The organism is Oceanicola sp. S124 (assembly GCF_000220565.1).
Taxonomy (GTDB): domain Bacteria; phylum Pseudomonadota; class Alphaproteobacteria; order Rhodobacterales; family Rhodobacteraceae; genus Pseudooceanicola.
In genome coordinates this window covers 1-15,929 of sequence record NZ_AFPM01000034.1, presented here as the reverse complement: position 1 = coordinate 15,929, position 15,929 = coordinate 1, and the positions used below count along the sequence as shown (strand labels likewise).

15 protein-coding genes and 1 pseudogene are annotated in these 15,929 nt (G+C 66.4%); 7 read left to right on the top strand and 9 right to left on the bottom strand.

Translation table 11 applies throughout. From position 1 onward, the window contains the following. Positions 1 to 7: 7 nt before the first annotated feature. The 7 genes from OS124_RS0102925 to OS124_RS0102895 are packed head-to-tail and all read right to left on the bottom strand — an operon-like array spanning position 8 to position 6,441. The gene (locus tag OS124_RS0102925) at positions 8 to 670 is read right to left on the bottom strand and encodes a histidine phosphatase family protein (RefSeq protein WP_010137828.1); all 663 of its coding nucleotides are present in this window, start codon (positions 668 to 670) and stop codon (positions 8 to 10) included. A gap of 8 nt (positions 671 to 678) precedes the next feature. Further along, positions 679 to 1,881, bottom strand: coding sequence for an acetyl-CoA C-acyltransferase (locus tag OS124_RS0102920; protein ID WP_010137827.1), 1,203 nt, complete (start codon positions 1,879 to 1,881; stop codon positions 679 to 681). A 21-nt stretch (positions 1,882 to 1,902) separates the two neighbouring features. Beyond that, positions 1,903 to 2,829: an SDR family NAD(P)-dependent oxidoreductase gene (locus OS124_RS0102915; protein ID WP_010137826.1), complete on the bottom strand. Its 927-nt coding sequence runs from the start codon at positions 2,827 to 2,829 to the stop codon at positions 1,903 to 1,905. Beyond that, complete coding sequence (locus OS124_RS0102910) at positions 2,826 to 3,290, bottom strand: MaoC family dehydratase (RefSeq protein WP_010137825.1); 465 nt, start codon at positions 3,288 to 3,290, stop codon at positions 2,826 to 2,828. The genes OS124_RS0102915 and OS124_RS0102910 overlap by 4 nt, the downstream gene beginning before the upstream one ends. Continuing rightward, positions 3,287 to 4,114 (bottom strand): SDR family NAD(P)-dependent oxidoreductase, encoded by an 828-nt coding sequence (locus OS124_RS0102905; protein ID WP_010137824.1) that lies wholly within the window; start codon positions 4,112 to 4,114, stop codon positions 3,287 to 3,289. Before OS124_RS0102905 ends, OS124_RS0102910 begins: the two co-directional genes overlap by 4 nt. Next, the gene (locus tag OS124_RS0102900; RefSeq protein ID WP_010137823.1) at positions 4,114 to 5,238 is read right to left on the bottom strand and encodes an acyl-CoA dehydrogenase family protein; all 1,125 of its coding nucleotides are present in this window, start codon (positions 5,236 to 5,238) and stop codon (positions 4,114 to 4,116) included. Before OS124_RS0102900 ends, OS124_RS0102905 begins: the two co-directional genes overlap by 1 nt. Positions 5,239 to 5,247: 9 nt before the next feature. Then, the gene (locus tag OS124_RS0102895) at positions 5,248 to 6,441 is read right to left on the bottom strand and encodes an acyl-CoA dehydrogenase family protein (protein WP_010137822.1); all 1,194 of its coding nucleotides are present in this window, start codon (positions 6,439 to 6,441) and stop codon (positions 5,248 to 5,250) included. A 141-nt stretch (positions 6,442 to 6,582) separates the two neighbouring features. Here OS124_RS0102895 and OS124_RS0102890 point away from each other — a divergent pair, with 141 nt between their 5' ends. From OS124_RS0102890 to OS124_RS0102865, 6 genes are all read left to right on the top strand, one after another. Further along, the gene (locus OS124_RS0102890) at positions 6,583 to 7,821 is read left to right on the top strand and encodes a branched-chain amino acid ABC transporter substrate-binding protein (protein ID WP_010137820.1); all 1,239 of its coding nucleotides are present in this window, start codon (positions 6,583 to 6,585) and stop codon (positions 7,819 to 7,821) included. Between the two features lie 84 nt (positions 7,822 to 7,905). Then, complete coding sequence (locus OS124_RS0102885; RefSeq protein ID WP_010137819.1) at positions 7,906 to 8,838, top strand: branched-chain amino acid ABC transporter permease; 933 nt, start codon at positions 7,906 to 7,908, stop codon at positions 8,836 to 8,838. Continuing rightward, positions 8,835 to 10,094 carry a branched-chain amino acid ABC transporter permease gene (locus OS124_RS0102880; protein ID WP_010137818.1) on the top strand — a complete coding sequence of 420 codons (1,260 nt, stop codon included), beginning with the start codon at positions 8,835 to 8,837 and terminating at the stop codon, positions 10,092 to 10,094. Before OS124_RS0102885 ends, OS124_RS0102880 begins: the two co-directional genes overlap by 4 nt. After that, positions 10,091 to 10,849, top strand: coding sequence for an ABC transporter ATP-binding protein (locus tag OS124_RS0102875; protein WP_010137817.1), 759 nt, complete (start codon positions 10,091 to 10,093; stop codon positions 10,847 to 10,849). The genes OS124_RS0102880 and OS124_RS0102875 overlap by 4 nt, the downstream gene beginning before the upstream one ends. Further along, complete coding sequence (locus tag OS124_RS0102870; protein ID WP_202799063.1) at positions 10,846 to 11,568, top strand: ABC transporter ATP-binding protein; 723 nt, start codon at positions 10,846 to 10,848, stop codon at positions 11,566 to 11,568. The genes OS124_RS0102875 and OS124_RS0102870 overlap by 4 nt, the downstream gene beginning before the upstream one ends. Positions 11,569 to 11,792: 224 nt before the next feature. Further along, positions 11,793 to 12,590, top strand: coding sequence for a hypothetical protein (locus tag OS124_RS0102865; protein ID WP_010137815.1), 798 nt, complete (start codon positions 11,793 to 11,795; stop codon positions 12,588 to 12,590). Between the two features lie 51 nt (positions 12,591 to 12,641). On the opposite strand, the gene OS124_RS0102860 is transcribed toward OS124_RS0102865, so the two are convergent. Further along, complete coding sequence (locus tag OS124_RS0102860; protein WP_010137814.1) at positions 12,642 to 14,282, bottom strand: long-chain-fatty-acid--CoA ligase; 1,641 nt, start codon at positions 14,280 to 14,282, stop codon at positions 12,642 to 12,644. Positions 14,283 to 14,537: 255 nt separating this feature from the next. Here OS124_RS0102860 and OS124_RS0102855 point away from each other — a divergent pair, with 255 nt between their 5' ends. Next, on the top strand, positions 14,538 to 15,503 hold the full coding sequence (locus tag OS124_RS0102855) for an NADPH:quinone oxidoreductase family protein (protein WP_010137813.1): 966 nt from the start codon (positions 14,538 to 14,540) through the stop codon (positions 15,501 to 15,503). Between the two features lie 234 nt (positions 15,504 to 15,737). Here the strand turns inward: OS124_RS0102855 and OS124_RS27250 are convergent. Next, positions 15,738 to 15,929, bottom strand: a pseudogene (locus OS124_RS27250) (hypothetical protein); the annotation flags it as partial.

Sequence of the window (15,929 nt, the reverse complement as noted above, 5' to 3'; positions counted from 1 at the left end):
TGGCCTCTCAGGAATAGGTCAGCAGCGGATCGTCGGGCGAGGTCAGGAACGGCGTGTCATTGAACCCGTTCAGGTAGTGGCCCCGGCGGGTGAAGACGAAGCGCGCGACGGCGCAGTTCCGGGTCTGCAACTGCAGGTCGATCTGGGCCTTTCCCGGGGCGCCAAGCGTGGCCGCGATCATCTGGCTGATCGCCCCGCCGGAAGAGACCGCGAAGACCGTCTCGGCCCCCTCGCGCATCAGGTGGGCGCGGGCCGCCTCCACCCGGGCGGTGAAGGCTGCCCAGCTCTCGGGGGCGGCCGCGATCTCGTCCCGCTGCCACATCAGGACGGTGTCGCGCAGGGTGCGGAAGTGGCTGCGCCGGTCATCGTGCAAACCGGTGGGGGCCGGCTCGGCGGCGAAGCGTGCGTCGAGCAGCGCCTTGAAGTCGAACTCGCTGAGGCCGGGATGCTCCTCGGCTGAGCCGTTGGAATCCATACCGGTAAGTATGGATTCCAGCGTTTCCCGTTGGCGTCGCAGCCCGCCATGGGCCAGGCGGTCCGGCCGGATCCCCTGGGCCGCGAACCAGCGACCCAGGGCGCGCGCCTGCGCATGACCCGTTTCCGACAGGACGTCGTAGTCTGCGGCGCCGAAAGACGCCTGGCCGTGACGGATGAGATAAAGCGTACCCATCCGTATGCTCAGAGCACTTCGAAGAGCCCGGCAGCGCCCATGCCGCCCCCGACGCACATGGTGCAGACCACATAGCGCGCGCCGCGCCGCTTGCCCTCGATCAGCGCATGGCCGACCATCCGGGCGCCGGACATGCCGTAGGGGTGGCCGACCGAGATCGCGCCGCCGTTGACGTTCAGCAGGTCCTTGGGGATGCCCAGAACGCGGGCCGAATGCAGCACCTGACAGGCGAAGGCCTCGTTGAGTTCCCAGAGGCCGATATCGTCGATCTTCAGTCCATGGGCGTCCAGCAACTTCGGCACCGCATGGATCGGGCCGATGCCCATCTCGTCGGGGTCGAGACCCGCCGCCATGACGCCGACATAACGACCCAGCGGTTGCAGCCCGCGCTTCTCGGCCTCCTTCGCCTCCATCAGCACCGAGGCAGAGGCCCCGTCGGACAGTTGCGAGGCATTCCCTGCGGTGATGTATTTACCTTCCTTGACCTGCTGGCCATCCTTGAAGACGGGCGCCAGACTCGACAGGCCCTCAAGCGTGGTCGAGGGCCGGTTGCCTTCGTCCTTGGCCAGGGTGACCTCGTGGAAAGAGATCTCCCTGGTCTCCTTGTCCATTACGCCCATGGTGGCGGTCATCGGCACGATCTCGTCGTCGAACCTGCCGGCCTCTTGCGCGGCCGCGGTGCGTTGCTGGCTGCGAAGCGCGTAGGCATCCTGGTCTTCACGGCTCACGCCATAGCGCTCGGCGACGATTTCGGCGGTCTCGAGCATGGACATGTAGAGATCCGGGCGGTGCTCCTGGATCCAGGGGTCGCGGGCCCGATCTGTGCGCATATTCTGGTTCTGTACCAACGAGATGGACTCGACCCCGCCGCCGATGGCGACCTGCATGCCGTCCTGGGTGATCTGCTTGGCGGCCGTGGCGATGGCCATCATGCCCGAGGCGCACTGACGGTCCAGCGACATGCCGGCAACACTGGTCGGCAGACCGGCGCGGATCGCGGCCTGTCGCCCGATATTGCCGCCGGTCGACCCCTGCTGCAGCGCCGTGCCGATGACGCAATCCTGGATCTCGGGTCCCTCGAGCCCGGCGCGGGAAACGGCGTGCTTCACCGCGTGGCCGATCAGGGCCTGCGCCTGGGTGTTGTTGAAGGCTCCGCGAAAGGCCTTGCCGATCGGGGTGCGGGCGGTGGAGACGATAACTGCATCACGCATTAGGAAATCCTTCCGGGAAGTTCACTTTTCTTCGAGGTCGATGCCGCGCAGCGCGGCGGCCATTGCGGCGTACTTGCGGGTCTGGGCGAAGGCGCCGGGCATGATCTGCTGACCCTCTTCGCTGCGGATCTTGTCCATACGGCTATGGATGGTGTCGGGATCCAGCTCATCGTCGGCGAAGGCCAGGCCGGGGGTTTCGTAGATCCGGGTCTCGGTGAAGCAGCCGCCGCCAGCGCCGAGGATCATCCGAGAGGGCGCGTCTTCGTGCAGCAGGGTCAGCAGGCCGGGGGTGATCGTCTCGGGGCGCAGAAGATCAAGAACCTGTTGTGGCAGAAGGCCTTCCGTCATCCGGGTCGCGGCGGTCGGCGCCAGCAGGTTGGCGCGGATGTCGTACTTGGCGCCCTCCTGGCAGAGGACATTCATCAGCCCGACCAGCGCCGCCTTCGCTGCGCCGTAGTTCGCTTGCCCGAAGTTGCCGTAGAGGCCCGACGCCGAGGTCGTGTAGACGATGCGACCATACTGTTGCGTCCGGAAATGTTCCCAGAGCGCCTTGGTCGGCACGACCGAACCCATGAGGTGCACGTCGACCACCGAAGAGAAGTCGGACAGTTCCATCTTGGCGAAGGTCTTGTCGCGCAGGATGCCCGCGTTGCAGACGAGGATGTCGACCTTTCCCCAGGTCGCGATCGCCTTGTCGACCATATCCTGCACCTGCGCGGCGTCGGTCACATTGGCGCCATGGGCCATGGCCTCGCCGCCGGCCGCGCGGATTTCCTCGACCACCGATTGCGCCGCGGCAGAGCTTTCGCCGGTGCCGTCGGTCGCCGTGCCGAGGTCATTCACCACGACTTTCGCGCCGCGCGCCGCGAGGCCCAGGGCGTGGCTGCGGCCCAGGCCAACCCCCGCGCCGGTCACGATGGCGACACGGCCATCAAATGCTATGCTCATGATTCATCTCCGAAATATCGTCTGCCAAGCCATTCCGCCACAAGCGCTGGCTTGTCCTGACCCTCAATCTCGACGGTCACATCCGTTACCGTCTGGATTTCGCCGGGTCGGATTTCGTCGACGGACTTCAGGATAAAGCGCCCGCGAATGCGGCTGCCCGCGCGGACCGGAGAGATGAAGCGCATGCGGTTCATCCCGTAGTTCACCGACATCGCGGTGCCCGTAATCTGCGGCAAACCATAGGCCATGGTCGAGAGCAGCGAGAGGGTCAGGAAGCCATGCGCAATGGTGCCGCCGAAGGGGCTGGCCGCCGCGCGCACCGGATCGGTGTGGATATACTGATCATCTTCGGTGCAGCGGGCGAAATCGTCGATGCGCTGCTGGCTGACCTCGATCCAACCGGACACGCCCAGCTCCTGCCCGACGAGCGCTTCGTATTCCGTACGCGTAAGAATGGTCATGAGTCGTCCTCCAGGAAGGCGGCCTTCGCCGTGGCGACCTGCATCCCCCCCGAGAGCGGGATCACCGCGCCCGAGACATAGGAGCCGCCCCTGCCGCAGAGGAACTGCATGACGCCGGCGACGTCTTCCTCTGCGCCGACCCTACCCAGGGGTACGGTGGCGGCGGTCTTGCGGCGGCCCTCGTCATGGCCGATGGCGAAGGCCATCATCTTTGACATGAAGGGGCCGGGTGCGATGGCATTTACGGTGATATGTTCAGGGGTTAGCTCATTGGCGAGGATGCGGGTCATGTGATGTACCGCGCCCTTCGAGGTCGCGTAGGAATACGCGCCCTGGCCCTTGGGGATCTCGCCCATGACCGAACCGACGTTGACCACGCGTGCCGGGTCTTCGGGCAATGCTGCAGCGCGGAGAAGCGGCAGCAGGGCCTGCGTGAGGTGGAACATGCCGCTGACATTGAGGCCCAGCACCTTGGTCCAGGCGTCGTAGGGGAACTCTCCGAGCGGCGCGCCCCAGGTGCGCCCGGCATTGTTCATCAGGATATGCAGCTTTTCCGTACGTTGGCGCACGGCATCCGCCAGCGCGGCGATCCCGGCTTCGGAGCCGACGTCCCCGGCGAAACCCTCGGCGGAGCCTGGCAGGTCGAGGGCGTTGATCTCGGCGGCGGCGGCCTCGCAGGCCTCGGCCTTGCGCGAGGCGATCAGCACGCGGGCCCCGGCCGAGGCGAGGCCCTCGGCCGCCATGCGGCCAATGCCGGTGGCGCCGCCGGTGACCAGGGCGACCTTGCCGGTCAGGTCGAAAAGATCGTTCGGTTTCAGGGACATCATATACCTCTCGCGGCGGATACCCGGGCGGCGTGATAGCCGTAGTCGCCCAACCATTCGGCGCCGACGCGGGCGCGTTTCATGTAGAACCCCATATCGAATTCATCGGTCATGCCGATGCCGCCATGCATCTGGACGCCTTCACAGACGGCGAGCTGCGCGGTCTGGGTGGCATGGGCCTTGGCGACCGAGACGGCTAGGTCGGCGGCCTCGGGGGTGGCATCCAGCACGCGGCCCGCATTGGCGACGGCCGAGGCGGTGATCTCTATCTGGGTCCAGAGATGTGCGGCGCGATGCTGCAGCGCCTGGAACGATCCGATGGTACGCCCGAATTGCCGGCGCTCGCGCAGGTAGCCGGCGGTCATGGCGAAGGCCCCGGAGGTCAGCCCCAGAAGCTCGGCGGCCATGCCCGCCTGGCCTGCGTTCAGTGCCGTATGGATTGCGGCCATTCCGTTGTCGATTTCACCGATGATATCGGCGCCGGTGGCCTCGACGTCCTCGAAGATCAGCGTGGCGTGGTCGCGGCTGTCGATCGACCTGCTGCGATGCGGCGTAACGCCTGTCCGCGCTGCGTCGATGTCGAAGAGGGTCAGGCCATATGCCTCACCCGGGCTGCCCGAGGTGCGGGCCAGAACCAGCAGGCGATCTGCGCTGCTGCCCTCGGCGACGAAGCACTTGCGCCCGCTCAGTCGGTAGCTATTGCCCTGTCGCATGGCCTGCAAGGCACTGCGCTCAGGAGAGAATTTCGACCTTTCGTCGACCGCGAGCGCATAGGTGACGCTGCCGTCGGCGATCTGGGCGAGCCGGTCGCTGCCCGCCTGCCGCAGGGCGGTTGCGGCGATCACGGCGGTCGAGAGGAAGGGCGAGGCGGCCAGCACCTCTCCCATTTCCTCGGCCAGGATGCCGGCTGCGCGGTGGCCCATGTCGGACCCTCCGGCCTCTTCCGGTACCAGCACGCCGGTCCAGCCAAGCTGCGCGATCTCGCGATAAAATCCGGCATCGTATGGTTTGCCGCTGTCGCGATTGCCGCGCAGCGCAGAGACCGGGCTGGCCTCGGCCAGAAAGCTTCGGGCCGCGTCGCGCAGCAGGGTTTCGTCCTCGGTCGGGACCAGGGAAAGGGTCATGGAGGTCTCCTATTGCGAGGGCAGGTCGAGGACGCGTTTGGCGAGGATGTCGAGCATCACCTCGGAGGTGCCGCCTTCGATCGAATTCGCCTTGGTGCGCAGCCATTCCGAGGGAAGCGAGCCATGGGCCCCGTCCCAGTCCAGCCCGTCCGACCCGGTGACGGACATCAGCAACTCGTAGCGGCGCTTGTTCAGCTCGGTTCCGGCGTATTTCAGCATCGCCGAGGCATGGCCGACGCCGCCCTGCTTCGCCATGTCCCTGTACCGCTCAAGCGTCATGGCGGTGGCGAGGCTGTCGACTTCCAACGCCATGGCGCGGGTCTTCAGCACCGGATCCTCGAGCACCTCGGGGTCGAGATCCGCCAGGAAGGCGCCAAGCGATCGGGCGCCCAGAAGCCCCTGCGCGCCGCCGCCGATCATCTCGCGTTCATGGGTCAGCAGGTGCTTGGCGACATCCCAGCCGCGGTTCAGCTCGCCCACGATGCGGGACAGGCCGACGGGGTCTTCCTTGGGCACGACGACATTCTCGAAGAAGGTCTCGCAGAAGGGGGACGCGCCGGAGATCAGGCGGATCGGGCGGGTTGTGACTCCTTCCGCTTCCATGTCGATCAGCATGAACGAGATGCCGCGATGCTTCGGGGCCTCGCGGTCGGTGCGCACCAGGGCGAAGATCCAGTCGGCCTGGTCGGCGTAGCTGGTCCAGATCTTCGAGCCGTTGACCAGCCAGTGATCGCCCCGGTCCTCCGCACGGGTCTGGACCGAGGCCAGGTCCGAGCCGGCGCCGGGTTCGGAGTAGCCCTGACACCAGCGGATTTCGCCGCGGGTGATCTGCGGCAGGTAGTGCCGTTTCTGCTCGTGCGTGCCGAAGGCCAGCAGGGCGGGCCCGAGCATCCAGAGGCCGAAGCTCTCCAGCGGGGTGGGGGCGTTCAGGCGTGCCAGCTCCTCGCGGTAGATCTTCTCTTGCAGGCGGCTCAGCCCGGCGCCGCCGTAGTCGGTGGGCCAGCGTGGTGCGGTCATGCCGATGGCGGCGGCGGCGCGCATCCAGTCCTGCTGCGCCTGCGAGGCGAAGGTGAAGCGCCTGCCACCCCAGCAGATCTCGCGCTCTGCCTGGGGAATCGCCCTCAGCGCGGGGTCGCAATGGGTCTCGATCCACGTGGAAACATTGGCCCGGAAGACCTCCGGGTCGTCGCTGAAATCCAGCATACCGTCCTCCCCAACGGTTTGTCTTTCGCATTGCAGAATAGAATTTCACACATTGCTTGACAAGCCGCTGCGGAGGCCTTTTCCTCTTGGCAGGGAAATGGGGCGTGCATACCCTGTTTTCCATCTAGGGAGGAGAACAACATGAAATCGACCGTGAAAGCCGCGCTTGCGGCTGCCGTGTCCCTGTGCGCCGTCACTGCCGCGCAGGCCGAGACGATCAAGATGGCCTTCATCGACCCGCTGTCGGGCGCCATGGCCTCTTCGGGCGAACCCGCATACCAGAGCTTCATTCTTGCCGCCGAGCACATCAACGCCAATGGCGGGGTGAACGGCGACATGATCGAGGTGGTCGGCTACGACAACAAGGTCAGCCCCAAGGAATCGCTGGTCCAGCTGCAGAAGGCGATCGACAGCGGGGCGCGCTACATCCTGCAGGGCAACGGCTCGTCCGTGGCCGCCGCGATCATCGACGCGGTGAACAAACACAACCAGCGCAACCCCGGTGAAGAGGTTCTGTTCTTCAATTACGCCGCGGTGACGCCCGAGTTCACCAACGAGGCCTGCAGCTTCTGGCACTTCCGGTTCGACGCGCATACCGACATGAAGATGAACGGGATCACCGACTGGATCGCGGCGCGGGACGACATCAAGAAGGTCTACCTGATCGGCCAGGATTACGTGCACGGCGAAGCCGTCGCCCATGCCGCCGAGACCCAGCTGGCCGCCAAGCGCCCCGATATCGAGATCGTCGGCAACGAGCTGCATCCCCTTGCCAAGGTGAAGGATTTCACCCCCTACGTGCAGAAGATCATCAGCTCGGGCGCCGATGCGGTGATCACCGGCAACTGGGGTCAGGACATGACCCTGCTGGTCAAGGCCTCCGCCGACGCGGGGCAGCAGATTCCATACCTGACTTTCTATGGTGGGTCTAACGGGGCCGTGGCGGCGCTTGGCGACGGTGCCGTGGATACGCTCTACCAGGTGTCGGAACTGGCGGCGAACATGGAGGGCGTCAGCCCCGAGCAGAACGCCCTCGTGGAAGAGTACAAGGCGCGGTTCCCGGACTACGACTACTACTACCACCGGGCCTTCGTGGCGCTGAACATGTTCGATGCCGCGGCCGAGAAGGCGGGCAGCAACGATCCCATCGACGTGGCCTATGCGCTCGAGGGGCTGTCCATCGAGGACGGCTACGGCACGGCGACCATGCGGGCCGAGGATCACCAGATCCAGCAGCCGCTCTACATCACCACCGTCGCCCATGACATGACCTATCCGGTCGACAACACCGACCTGGGCTGGCGCCTGGTGGAGGGCGGCACGATCTCGGCCGAAGCCGCGATGGAGCCCTCGACCTGCGAGATGCAGCGGCCCGAGTAAGGCCCCAGTCACAAACCGGGCGCCACGCGGTCCCTTCGTGTGGCGCCTGACCCCTTCGGGGCGGACAAACTTCGGGAATGAACCATGGAAACTCTGGTCTTCGCGCTGCTCAACGGCGTGATCTACGGGCTTCTGCTCTTCATGTTGTCCAGCGGTCTGACGCTGATCTTTTCCATGATGGGCGTGCTGAACTTCGCACATGCCAGCTTCTACATGCTGGGCGCCTACCTTGCCTTCACGATCATGGAGGGCACCTCCTTCTGGATCGCGCTCTTCCTCGCCCCGGTCCTCGTCGGACTCGTGGGCATGGTGGTCGAGCGCTACGGGCTGCGGCGCGTCCATGCGCAGGGGCATGTGGCCGAACTGCTCTTCACCTTCGGCCTGGCCTACCTGATCGACGAGGTGGTCAAGATTTTCTGGGGCCGAACGGCGGTGAACTACCGCGTGCCCGAGTTGCTGGATTTCCCGTTGTTCACCCTCTACGGGGCGCAGTACCCGGCCTATCGTATCTTCATCCTCTTCGTGGCGGCCTTCATGCTGGTGGCGCTGTGGTACCTGCTGAAGAAGACCCGCGCCGGTCTGATCATCCAGGCGGCGCTGACCCATCCGCACATGGTCGGCAGCCTCGGCCACAACGTGCCGCTGATCTTCATGTCCGTCTTCGGCGTCGGCTGCGCGCTGGCGGGCCTGGCCGGCGTGATCGGGGGCAATTACTTCGTCACCGACCCGGCCATGGCGGTGCAGATGGGCCCCATCGTCTTCGTGGTGGTGGTCGTCGGCGGGCTCGGCAGCCTCGAGGGCGCCTTCGTCGCCGCCATGCTGATCGGCTTGCTGCAGACCTCTGCCATCTCGATCAACGCCTCGCTGGCCGATATCTTCGGCTTCCTCGGCCTTGGCCCCCATACCGAGGTCGGAGAGATCACCATCGCCTCCATGGCGCCGATGCTGCCCTTCCTGCTGCTGGTGCTGATCCTGATGATCCGTCCGCGCGGACTGATGGGAGAACGTGAAGTATGACCGACATGACCGCTACCTACGCCGCGCTGGAACCGACCCGCGCCGAGAAGTTCCGACAGCGCACCGTGCCGCTGATCCTCTTCGCGGTGGTGCTGCTGGTGATCCCGCTGTTCAACCCGTCGCGCAGCATGGTGACGCTGCTGAACCACATGGGCATCACCATCGTCTTCGCGCTCAGCTACAACATGCTTCTGGGCCGCGCCGGCCTGCTCAGCTTCGGCCATGCCGTCTACATGGGCCTTGGCGGCTACTTCGCCGTCCATGTGATGAACTGGGTGGCCGAGGGCTCGGGCTTCTGGGGGGCGGTGCCGATCTTCTCGATGCCCGCCTTCGGCTTCGGCGCCGGGGCGCTGGCTGGGGCCATCATCGGCTGGCCCTCCTGTCGTCGCTCGGGCACCCCCTTCGCGATGATCTCCCTCGGCGTGGCCGAGCTGGTCGCGGCGGCGGGCTTCATGTTCGACAGCCTCTTCGGCGGCGAGATGGGCATCTCGGCCGACCGCATGGGCGGGCCCGAATTCGCCGGCCTCTCTCTGGGGCCGGTCGACGAGGTCTACTGGTTCATCGCCTTCTGGACCTTCATCGGCGTGCTGGGCACCTATGCCTTCACCCGCACCCCGCTGGGCAAGCTGTCGGAAGCGACGCGCGACAATCCCGAACGGGTCGAGTTCGTTGGCTACAATCCCCAGCGGGTGCGCTACCTGGTCTTCATCTTCGCCGGCGCCTTCGCCGGGATGGCGGGCGGCATGTCGGCGGTGCAGGACGAGATCTTCACCCCCGAAAGCCTGTCGCTGATCCCCTCGGGGGCGATCCTGATCGCCACCTACGTCGGTGGCATCCGCTACTTCACCGGCCCGATCATGGGCGCCATCGTCATGACCTACATGGGCTCTAACCTGTCGGACTACACGGTGGGCTGGCTGCTCTACCTCGGGCTGATGTTCGTCGGCGTGGTGATGTTCCTGCCCAACGGGATCGCGGGCATCGTCTACGGCACCGCCGACACCCTCCGTGCCGGTCGTCTCGGCGAGGTCTGGCAAAGCTGGCTGCTGCGGCTGGCCGGGTTGGCGCTGATCGCCACCTCGGTGATCACCATCGTCGAGGTCGCCTTCCGCTGGTCCGAGGGCTACGGCGAGGTCTTCGAGCCCTTCGGCCTGCATCTTGGCACCGACAACCCGCTGACCTGGGCCCTTGGCGTACTGCCGCTGGTCCTGGGCGTCGTCATGGTGATGAAAGCCGCCAAGGGAGAGAGCAAATGACCGCATCCCTCGAACTGACCGACCTGCACAAGAGCTTCGGCCCCGCCAAGATCATCCAGGGCGTCAACCTCAGCGTCGCCAGGGGCGAGCGTCACGCGATCATCGGGCCGAATGGGGCGGGCAAGTCCACCCTGTTCAACCTGATCTCGGGCCGCTTCATGCCCTCCTCGGGAGAGGTGCGGCTGAACGGCGCGCTGATCAGCGGCAAGAAGCCGTTCGAGATCAACCGCATGGGGCTGTCGCGCAGCTTCCAGGTGTCGAACATCTTCACCAACATGACGGTGCGCGAGAATGTCCGCTGCGGCGTGCTGCACTCGATGGGCTACGGCTATTCCTTCTGGCGCAATATCGGCAACCTGCGGGAGGTGTCGGAAAAGACGGCGCATATCCTGAACGAGGTCGGCTTGCTGGAAAAGGGCAACACCCCCGCCGCGTTGCTGCCCTATGCCGATCAGCGCACGCTCGAGATCGCCATCACCATCGCGGGCGGCGCCGAGGTCATCCTGCTGGACGAACCGACGGCGGGGATGAGCCACTCGGAAACTGACCGTGCCGTGGCGCTGATCGAGAAGGCCAGCAAGGGCAAGACCCTGCTGATCGTCGAGCACGACATGGGCGTGGTCTTCAACCTCGCCGACCGGATCTCTGTGCTGGTCTACGGCGAGATCATTGCCACCGGCACGCCAGAGCAGATCCGCGGCGATGCCAGGGTGCGCGAAGCCTATCTGGGCGAAGAGGCGGAGGACGCGGCATGAGTCTGGACACCACCCAGGAGCCGATGCTGCAGGTCAGTGGCCTGCATGCCTACTACGGCAAGTCCCACGTGCTGCACGGGGTCGACATGCAGATCATGCCGGGCGAGGTCATCGCCCTGCTGGGCCGCAACGGCGTGGGGCGTTCGACCACCGCCAAGGCGATCATGGGCGAGGTGGCACCGCAGGGCTCCATCCGCTTCCGGGGCCAGGAGATCGCTGGCCTGCCGAACCACAAGATCGCGCGCATGGGCCTGGGCTACGTGCCGGAAAGCCGGGACATCTTCCCGACGATGACGGTGCGCCAGAACCTGATGCTGGGCATCAAGAACATGCGCAAGCCCGGGCGCTGGTCGATCGAGCAGATGCTGGAGATGTTCCCCAACCTGGCCCGTCGTGCCGACAACGCGGCGGGGGTGCTTTCGGGCGGCGAGAAGCAGATGCTGACCATGTGCCGGACCCTGATGGGTGACCCTGAGCTGATCATCATCGACGAGCCGACCGAAGGCCTCGCCCCGCTGATCGTCACCCAGGTGGGGGAGATGATCGCCGAAATCGCCAGGGCCGGGGTTTCGATCCTGCTGGTCGAGCAGAAGCTGTCCATCGCCCTGAAGATCGCCGACCGGGTCTATGTGATGGGGCACGGAGAGATCGTCTATTCCGGCACCCCGGCCGAGTTCGCCACCCGCGACGACATCCGCAAGGAGTGGCTGGAGGTGTGAAACCCCGAACCCGGGGCCGTCGGCCCCGGGCAAAGGCTCCGGGGGAGCCTTCCGGAACAACACCGGCGTAGTCCTGTCCGGGAACGGTGACGATCCCCAACCGATACCCCGGCAGGCGGTCTGCGGACGCGTGATGACGCAACTTGTCATGACATCTCAGGGCCTCCGCGCTTGACCGGCGCGGGGGCTTTCTGCTGCCATGGGGCAACAGGGGGGAGCAACTCATGAGGACGGACGCACTGGTCGCGCTCTGCGCGGCGCTTTTTCTGGGCCCGGCGATGGCGCGGGCGGAGGCCCATGTGAGGCTCGAGGTCGGAGCCTGGGCGATCCTCGGCGACTGGTGGGGCGACAGCGGAGAGTTCCGCTGCACCGCCTTCAACGTCTCGGCGGGGCCGACCCTGGCGATCCGCGAGGGTGCGCAGGGGCTGGTGCTGTCGACCGACGCCTATTTCGAGGTGCTGCCGGATCAGCAGGTCTCGGTCGATGGCAGGCTCTTCCCCGTGATGCTGGGCGAGGAGGAGTGGGACCGGGTGATCGACGGCGGCGCGGCGCTGGCCGAAGCGCTCGACGGGGCGGCCTGGATCGACCTGCACCCCGAGTGGGAGGACGGCGGCGGCATCTTCCGGCTGACCGACCTGCCGGCGATCCGGCGCGGGCTGGCAGACTGCGCCGGGGCCGCCGAGGGCCCGGCCTACGAGGCCGACCTGACCGAGGTGCCCCTGCTGGGCGAGGGCTGCCCGGATCCGGCCTCGGTCCCGGTCGGCGAAGAGGGCTGGACCTTCTTCCACCTCCGCAACGACAGTGGCGCCCCGGCGCTGGTCTACCAGTTCACCGGAACCGAGGAGGTCGTGCCCGAGGGCGCGATGAAGGAGAGGATGCGGCTGGAGGGCGCCCCGGGGCAGGTCTATGTCCTAACCGACATGGCGGGGCGCTGCCTCTCGGCGCCGAAGGCGGTGCCGGATCTCGCGGCCCCGGCCATGGGGACCGTGGACGACCCCGGGCCGCTGCTGGTCTTCCCGTGAGCGACGAAAAAGGGCGCCCCGGGGCGCCCTTTCCTGTCCTACTCTCCGCGCTCAGGCGGTTTCGCGCAGCTCGGGGTGTTCGTAGTCGACCAGCTGCTTGCGCAGGTTCAGCTTGCTGACCTTGCCGGTGGCGGTCATCGGCAGGGCATCGACCCAGATCACGTCATCGGGCAGCTGCCACTTGGCGAAATGGGGCGAGATATGTTCGCGGATCTCGTCCAGCGAAGGCCGCGCCTCGCCCGAGGCCACGGCGACCAGCACCGGGCGCTCATCCCAGCGGGGATGCGGTACGCCGATGGCGGCGCAATTGGCGATGCCGGGCAGGGACATGGCGGCATTCTCGAGGTCGATCGAGGATATCCACTCGCCGCCCGACTTGATCAGGTCCTTGGCCCGATCCTGGATCACCAGGAAGCCGTCCGGGTCGATCGAGGCCACGTCGCCGGTGCCGAACCAGCCCTCGGCATCCAGCGCCTTGGCGCTGGCCTCTTCATTGCGGAAGTAGCCCGAGACCACGGCATTGCCGCGCACGAAGAGCTCTCCGATGGCCTTGCCGTCCTGCGGTTGCGGGCGGCCGTCCTCGTCGACGATCTTCAGGTCGACACCATACACCCGGCGGCCCTGCTTGGCCTTGGCGGCGATGCGCTCCTCGAAGGGCAGGGCCTCCATCCACTGGGGCAGGCAGCCGTGGGTGCCGACCGGCGACATCTCGGTCATGCCCCAGGCGTGACCAACGGAGATGTCCATCTTCTCGAAGCCCTCGATCATCGCCTTCGGTGCCGCTGAGCCGCCGATTACCACGTCACCGAAGTTCTCGGGCTTGCGGCCCTGGGCGCGGATCTCGGCCAGCAGGCCCATCCAGACGGTGGGCACGCCCCAGGCGGAATAGACCTTTTCGCGGTCCATCAGGGCAAAGAGGCTGGGCCCGTCCAGCGCAGGGCCCGGCATCACCAGCGAGGCCCCGACCAGCGGCGCCGCATAGGGCAGGCCCCAGGCATTGACATGGAACAGCGGGACGACGGGCAGGATGGCGCGCCCCTCGCCGAAGCTGTGACGCAGGGAGATGGCGATGGTGAAGGCATGCAGCACCGTCGAGCGGTGCGAATAGAGCGCGCCCTTGGGATTGCCGGTGGTGCCGGAGGTGTAGCAGAGGCTGCAGGCGGTGTTCTCGTCGAACTCGGGCCAGGTGATCTGCCCGGGCTGGCCCTCGAGCAGCTCTTCGTAGCAGAGCGCGGGGAAGGGCGTGTCGGGCATATGCGCGCGGTCGGTCATGATCACATAGGTCATGTCCTCGGGCAGGTGCTCCTTCACCGCGGCGATGATCGGCACGAAGGTGGTGTCGAGGAAGAGGATGCGGTCCTCGGCATGGTTGACGATGTAGATCAGCTGCTCGGCCGAGAGCCGGGGGTTGATCGTGTGGCAGACCGCGCCGATGCCCGAGATGGCGTAGTAAAGCTCGAAGTGCCGGTAGCCGTTCCAGGCCAGGGTCGCCACGCGGTCACCCAGCGTGATGCCGCGCGCCTGCAGCGCATGGGCCAGCTGGGCGATCCGCACGCCCGCCTCGGGGTAGTTGTAGGAATGCGTGTCCCCCTCGGTGCGCACCGAAGTGATGCCGGCTTTCCGGTGGGCGTTCATCGCATATTCGAGAATCGTCGACACCAGCAGCGGCCGGTGCATCATCATGCCTTCCATGGCGTGTCTCCTCCCAGAGTCATGACGGAAATGTAGCCCCGGTTGGCCGTTCGCCCAAGGGGATACACCCTGTCTGCGGAATATTTTTCCACTCAAATTCCGCAGTCCGGAAGGTTGCTGCGGCGCAGCATGACTGGTGGGCGAAAATTTACTCATTCATGAATGTTTTCAATGATATAAATTGGGCGATGGCCTAGCCTGCCGGGGCGGTGACACGGCGCTGTCCGGCCCGCCGAATCACGAGGGAGGAACGACGTGAAAGCCATCATCTGCCATGAATTCGGACCCTTGCAGGACCTCGCCTGGGACGAGGTCGCAGACCCGGTTCCCGGACCCGGCGACGTGCTGATCGCCACCGAGGCGGCCGGGGTGAACTATCCGGACGGGCTGCTGGTGCAGGGGCTCTACCAGTCGCGTCCCGACCGGCCCTTCACGCCGGGAATGGAGGTTGCCGGCCGGATCGAAGCGGTCGGCGAGGGCGTCTCGCTGCGCCCCGGCACGCGGGTGCTGGCGGCGGTCTCGACGGGGGGCTACGCGGAAAAGGCGCTCTGTGCGGCGGATCGGGTGATGGAGATCCCGGCGGAGATGGACGCCGCCGAGGCCTGTGCCCTGCTGGTGGCCTATGGCACCTCGCATCACGCGCTGAAGCAGCGCGGCGCGCTGCGGGCGGGGGAATGGCTGATGATCTTCGGTGCGGCAGGGGCCACGGGGATCGCGGCGATCCAGATCGGCAAGGTGATGGGCGCGAAGGTCATCGCGGTCTGCTCGACCGAGGAGAAGCGGGCGCTCGCGCTGGAAAGCGGCGCCGATCACGCCATCGGCTACGACGACCTGAAGGCGCAGGTGAAGGAGATCACCGGCGGCCACGGGGTCGATGTGCTCTATGATCCGGTGGGCGGGGCGGCCTTCGACGCGGGCTGCCGCTGCATGGCACGCAACGGGCGGTTGCTGGTCATCGGCTTCGCCAGCGGAGAGATCCCGAAGTTCCCGGTGAACCTTGCGCTGGTGAAGGAATTCGCAGTGGTCGGCGTGTTCTGGGGCAACTGGACCCGCGCAGAACCCGAGGCCTACAAGGCCAACATGGCCGAGCTTCTGGGCTGGCATGCGGCAGGCAAGGTCAAGCCGGTGATCGAGGGCCGCTACAGGCTGTCCGACGCCGCCGAGGTGCTGACCCGCGTGCTGGCGCGCGGTGCCACGGGGAAGATCGCGCTGGTGCCTTGAGGGAGTGGTGGGTTGGCACCCACCCTACGCGATTGGAGCGCTTCGGTCTGAAGGGCTCCCCTTCTTTCTCTATCCGATGGCTGGAAATACTGCGGGGGAGCCAGCCGCAGGCTGGCGGGGCAGAGCCCCCTCCCGGCTTCCGACACCTCCGACGTGGCGAGGGGGCTCTCGCCCCCGCCGCGCTCCGCGCGTCTCCCCCGCAGTATTTCCAGCCATCGGATAGAGGGAAGGTGGTCAGTACCCGGTGCGGCTGACCATGCGCGACAGTTCGACCAGCTTGGGGCCGAGCTCGTTCTCCAGCCGGTCTTTGGGCAGCGAGAAGGCATAGCCGCCGAGGTTGAAGGACAGCATCGGCGTATCGGCCTGGGGGCTGCGGTAGGGGACCGAGACCGCGTGCACGTCGCGCTGCCACTCGCCGATATTGGC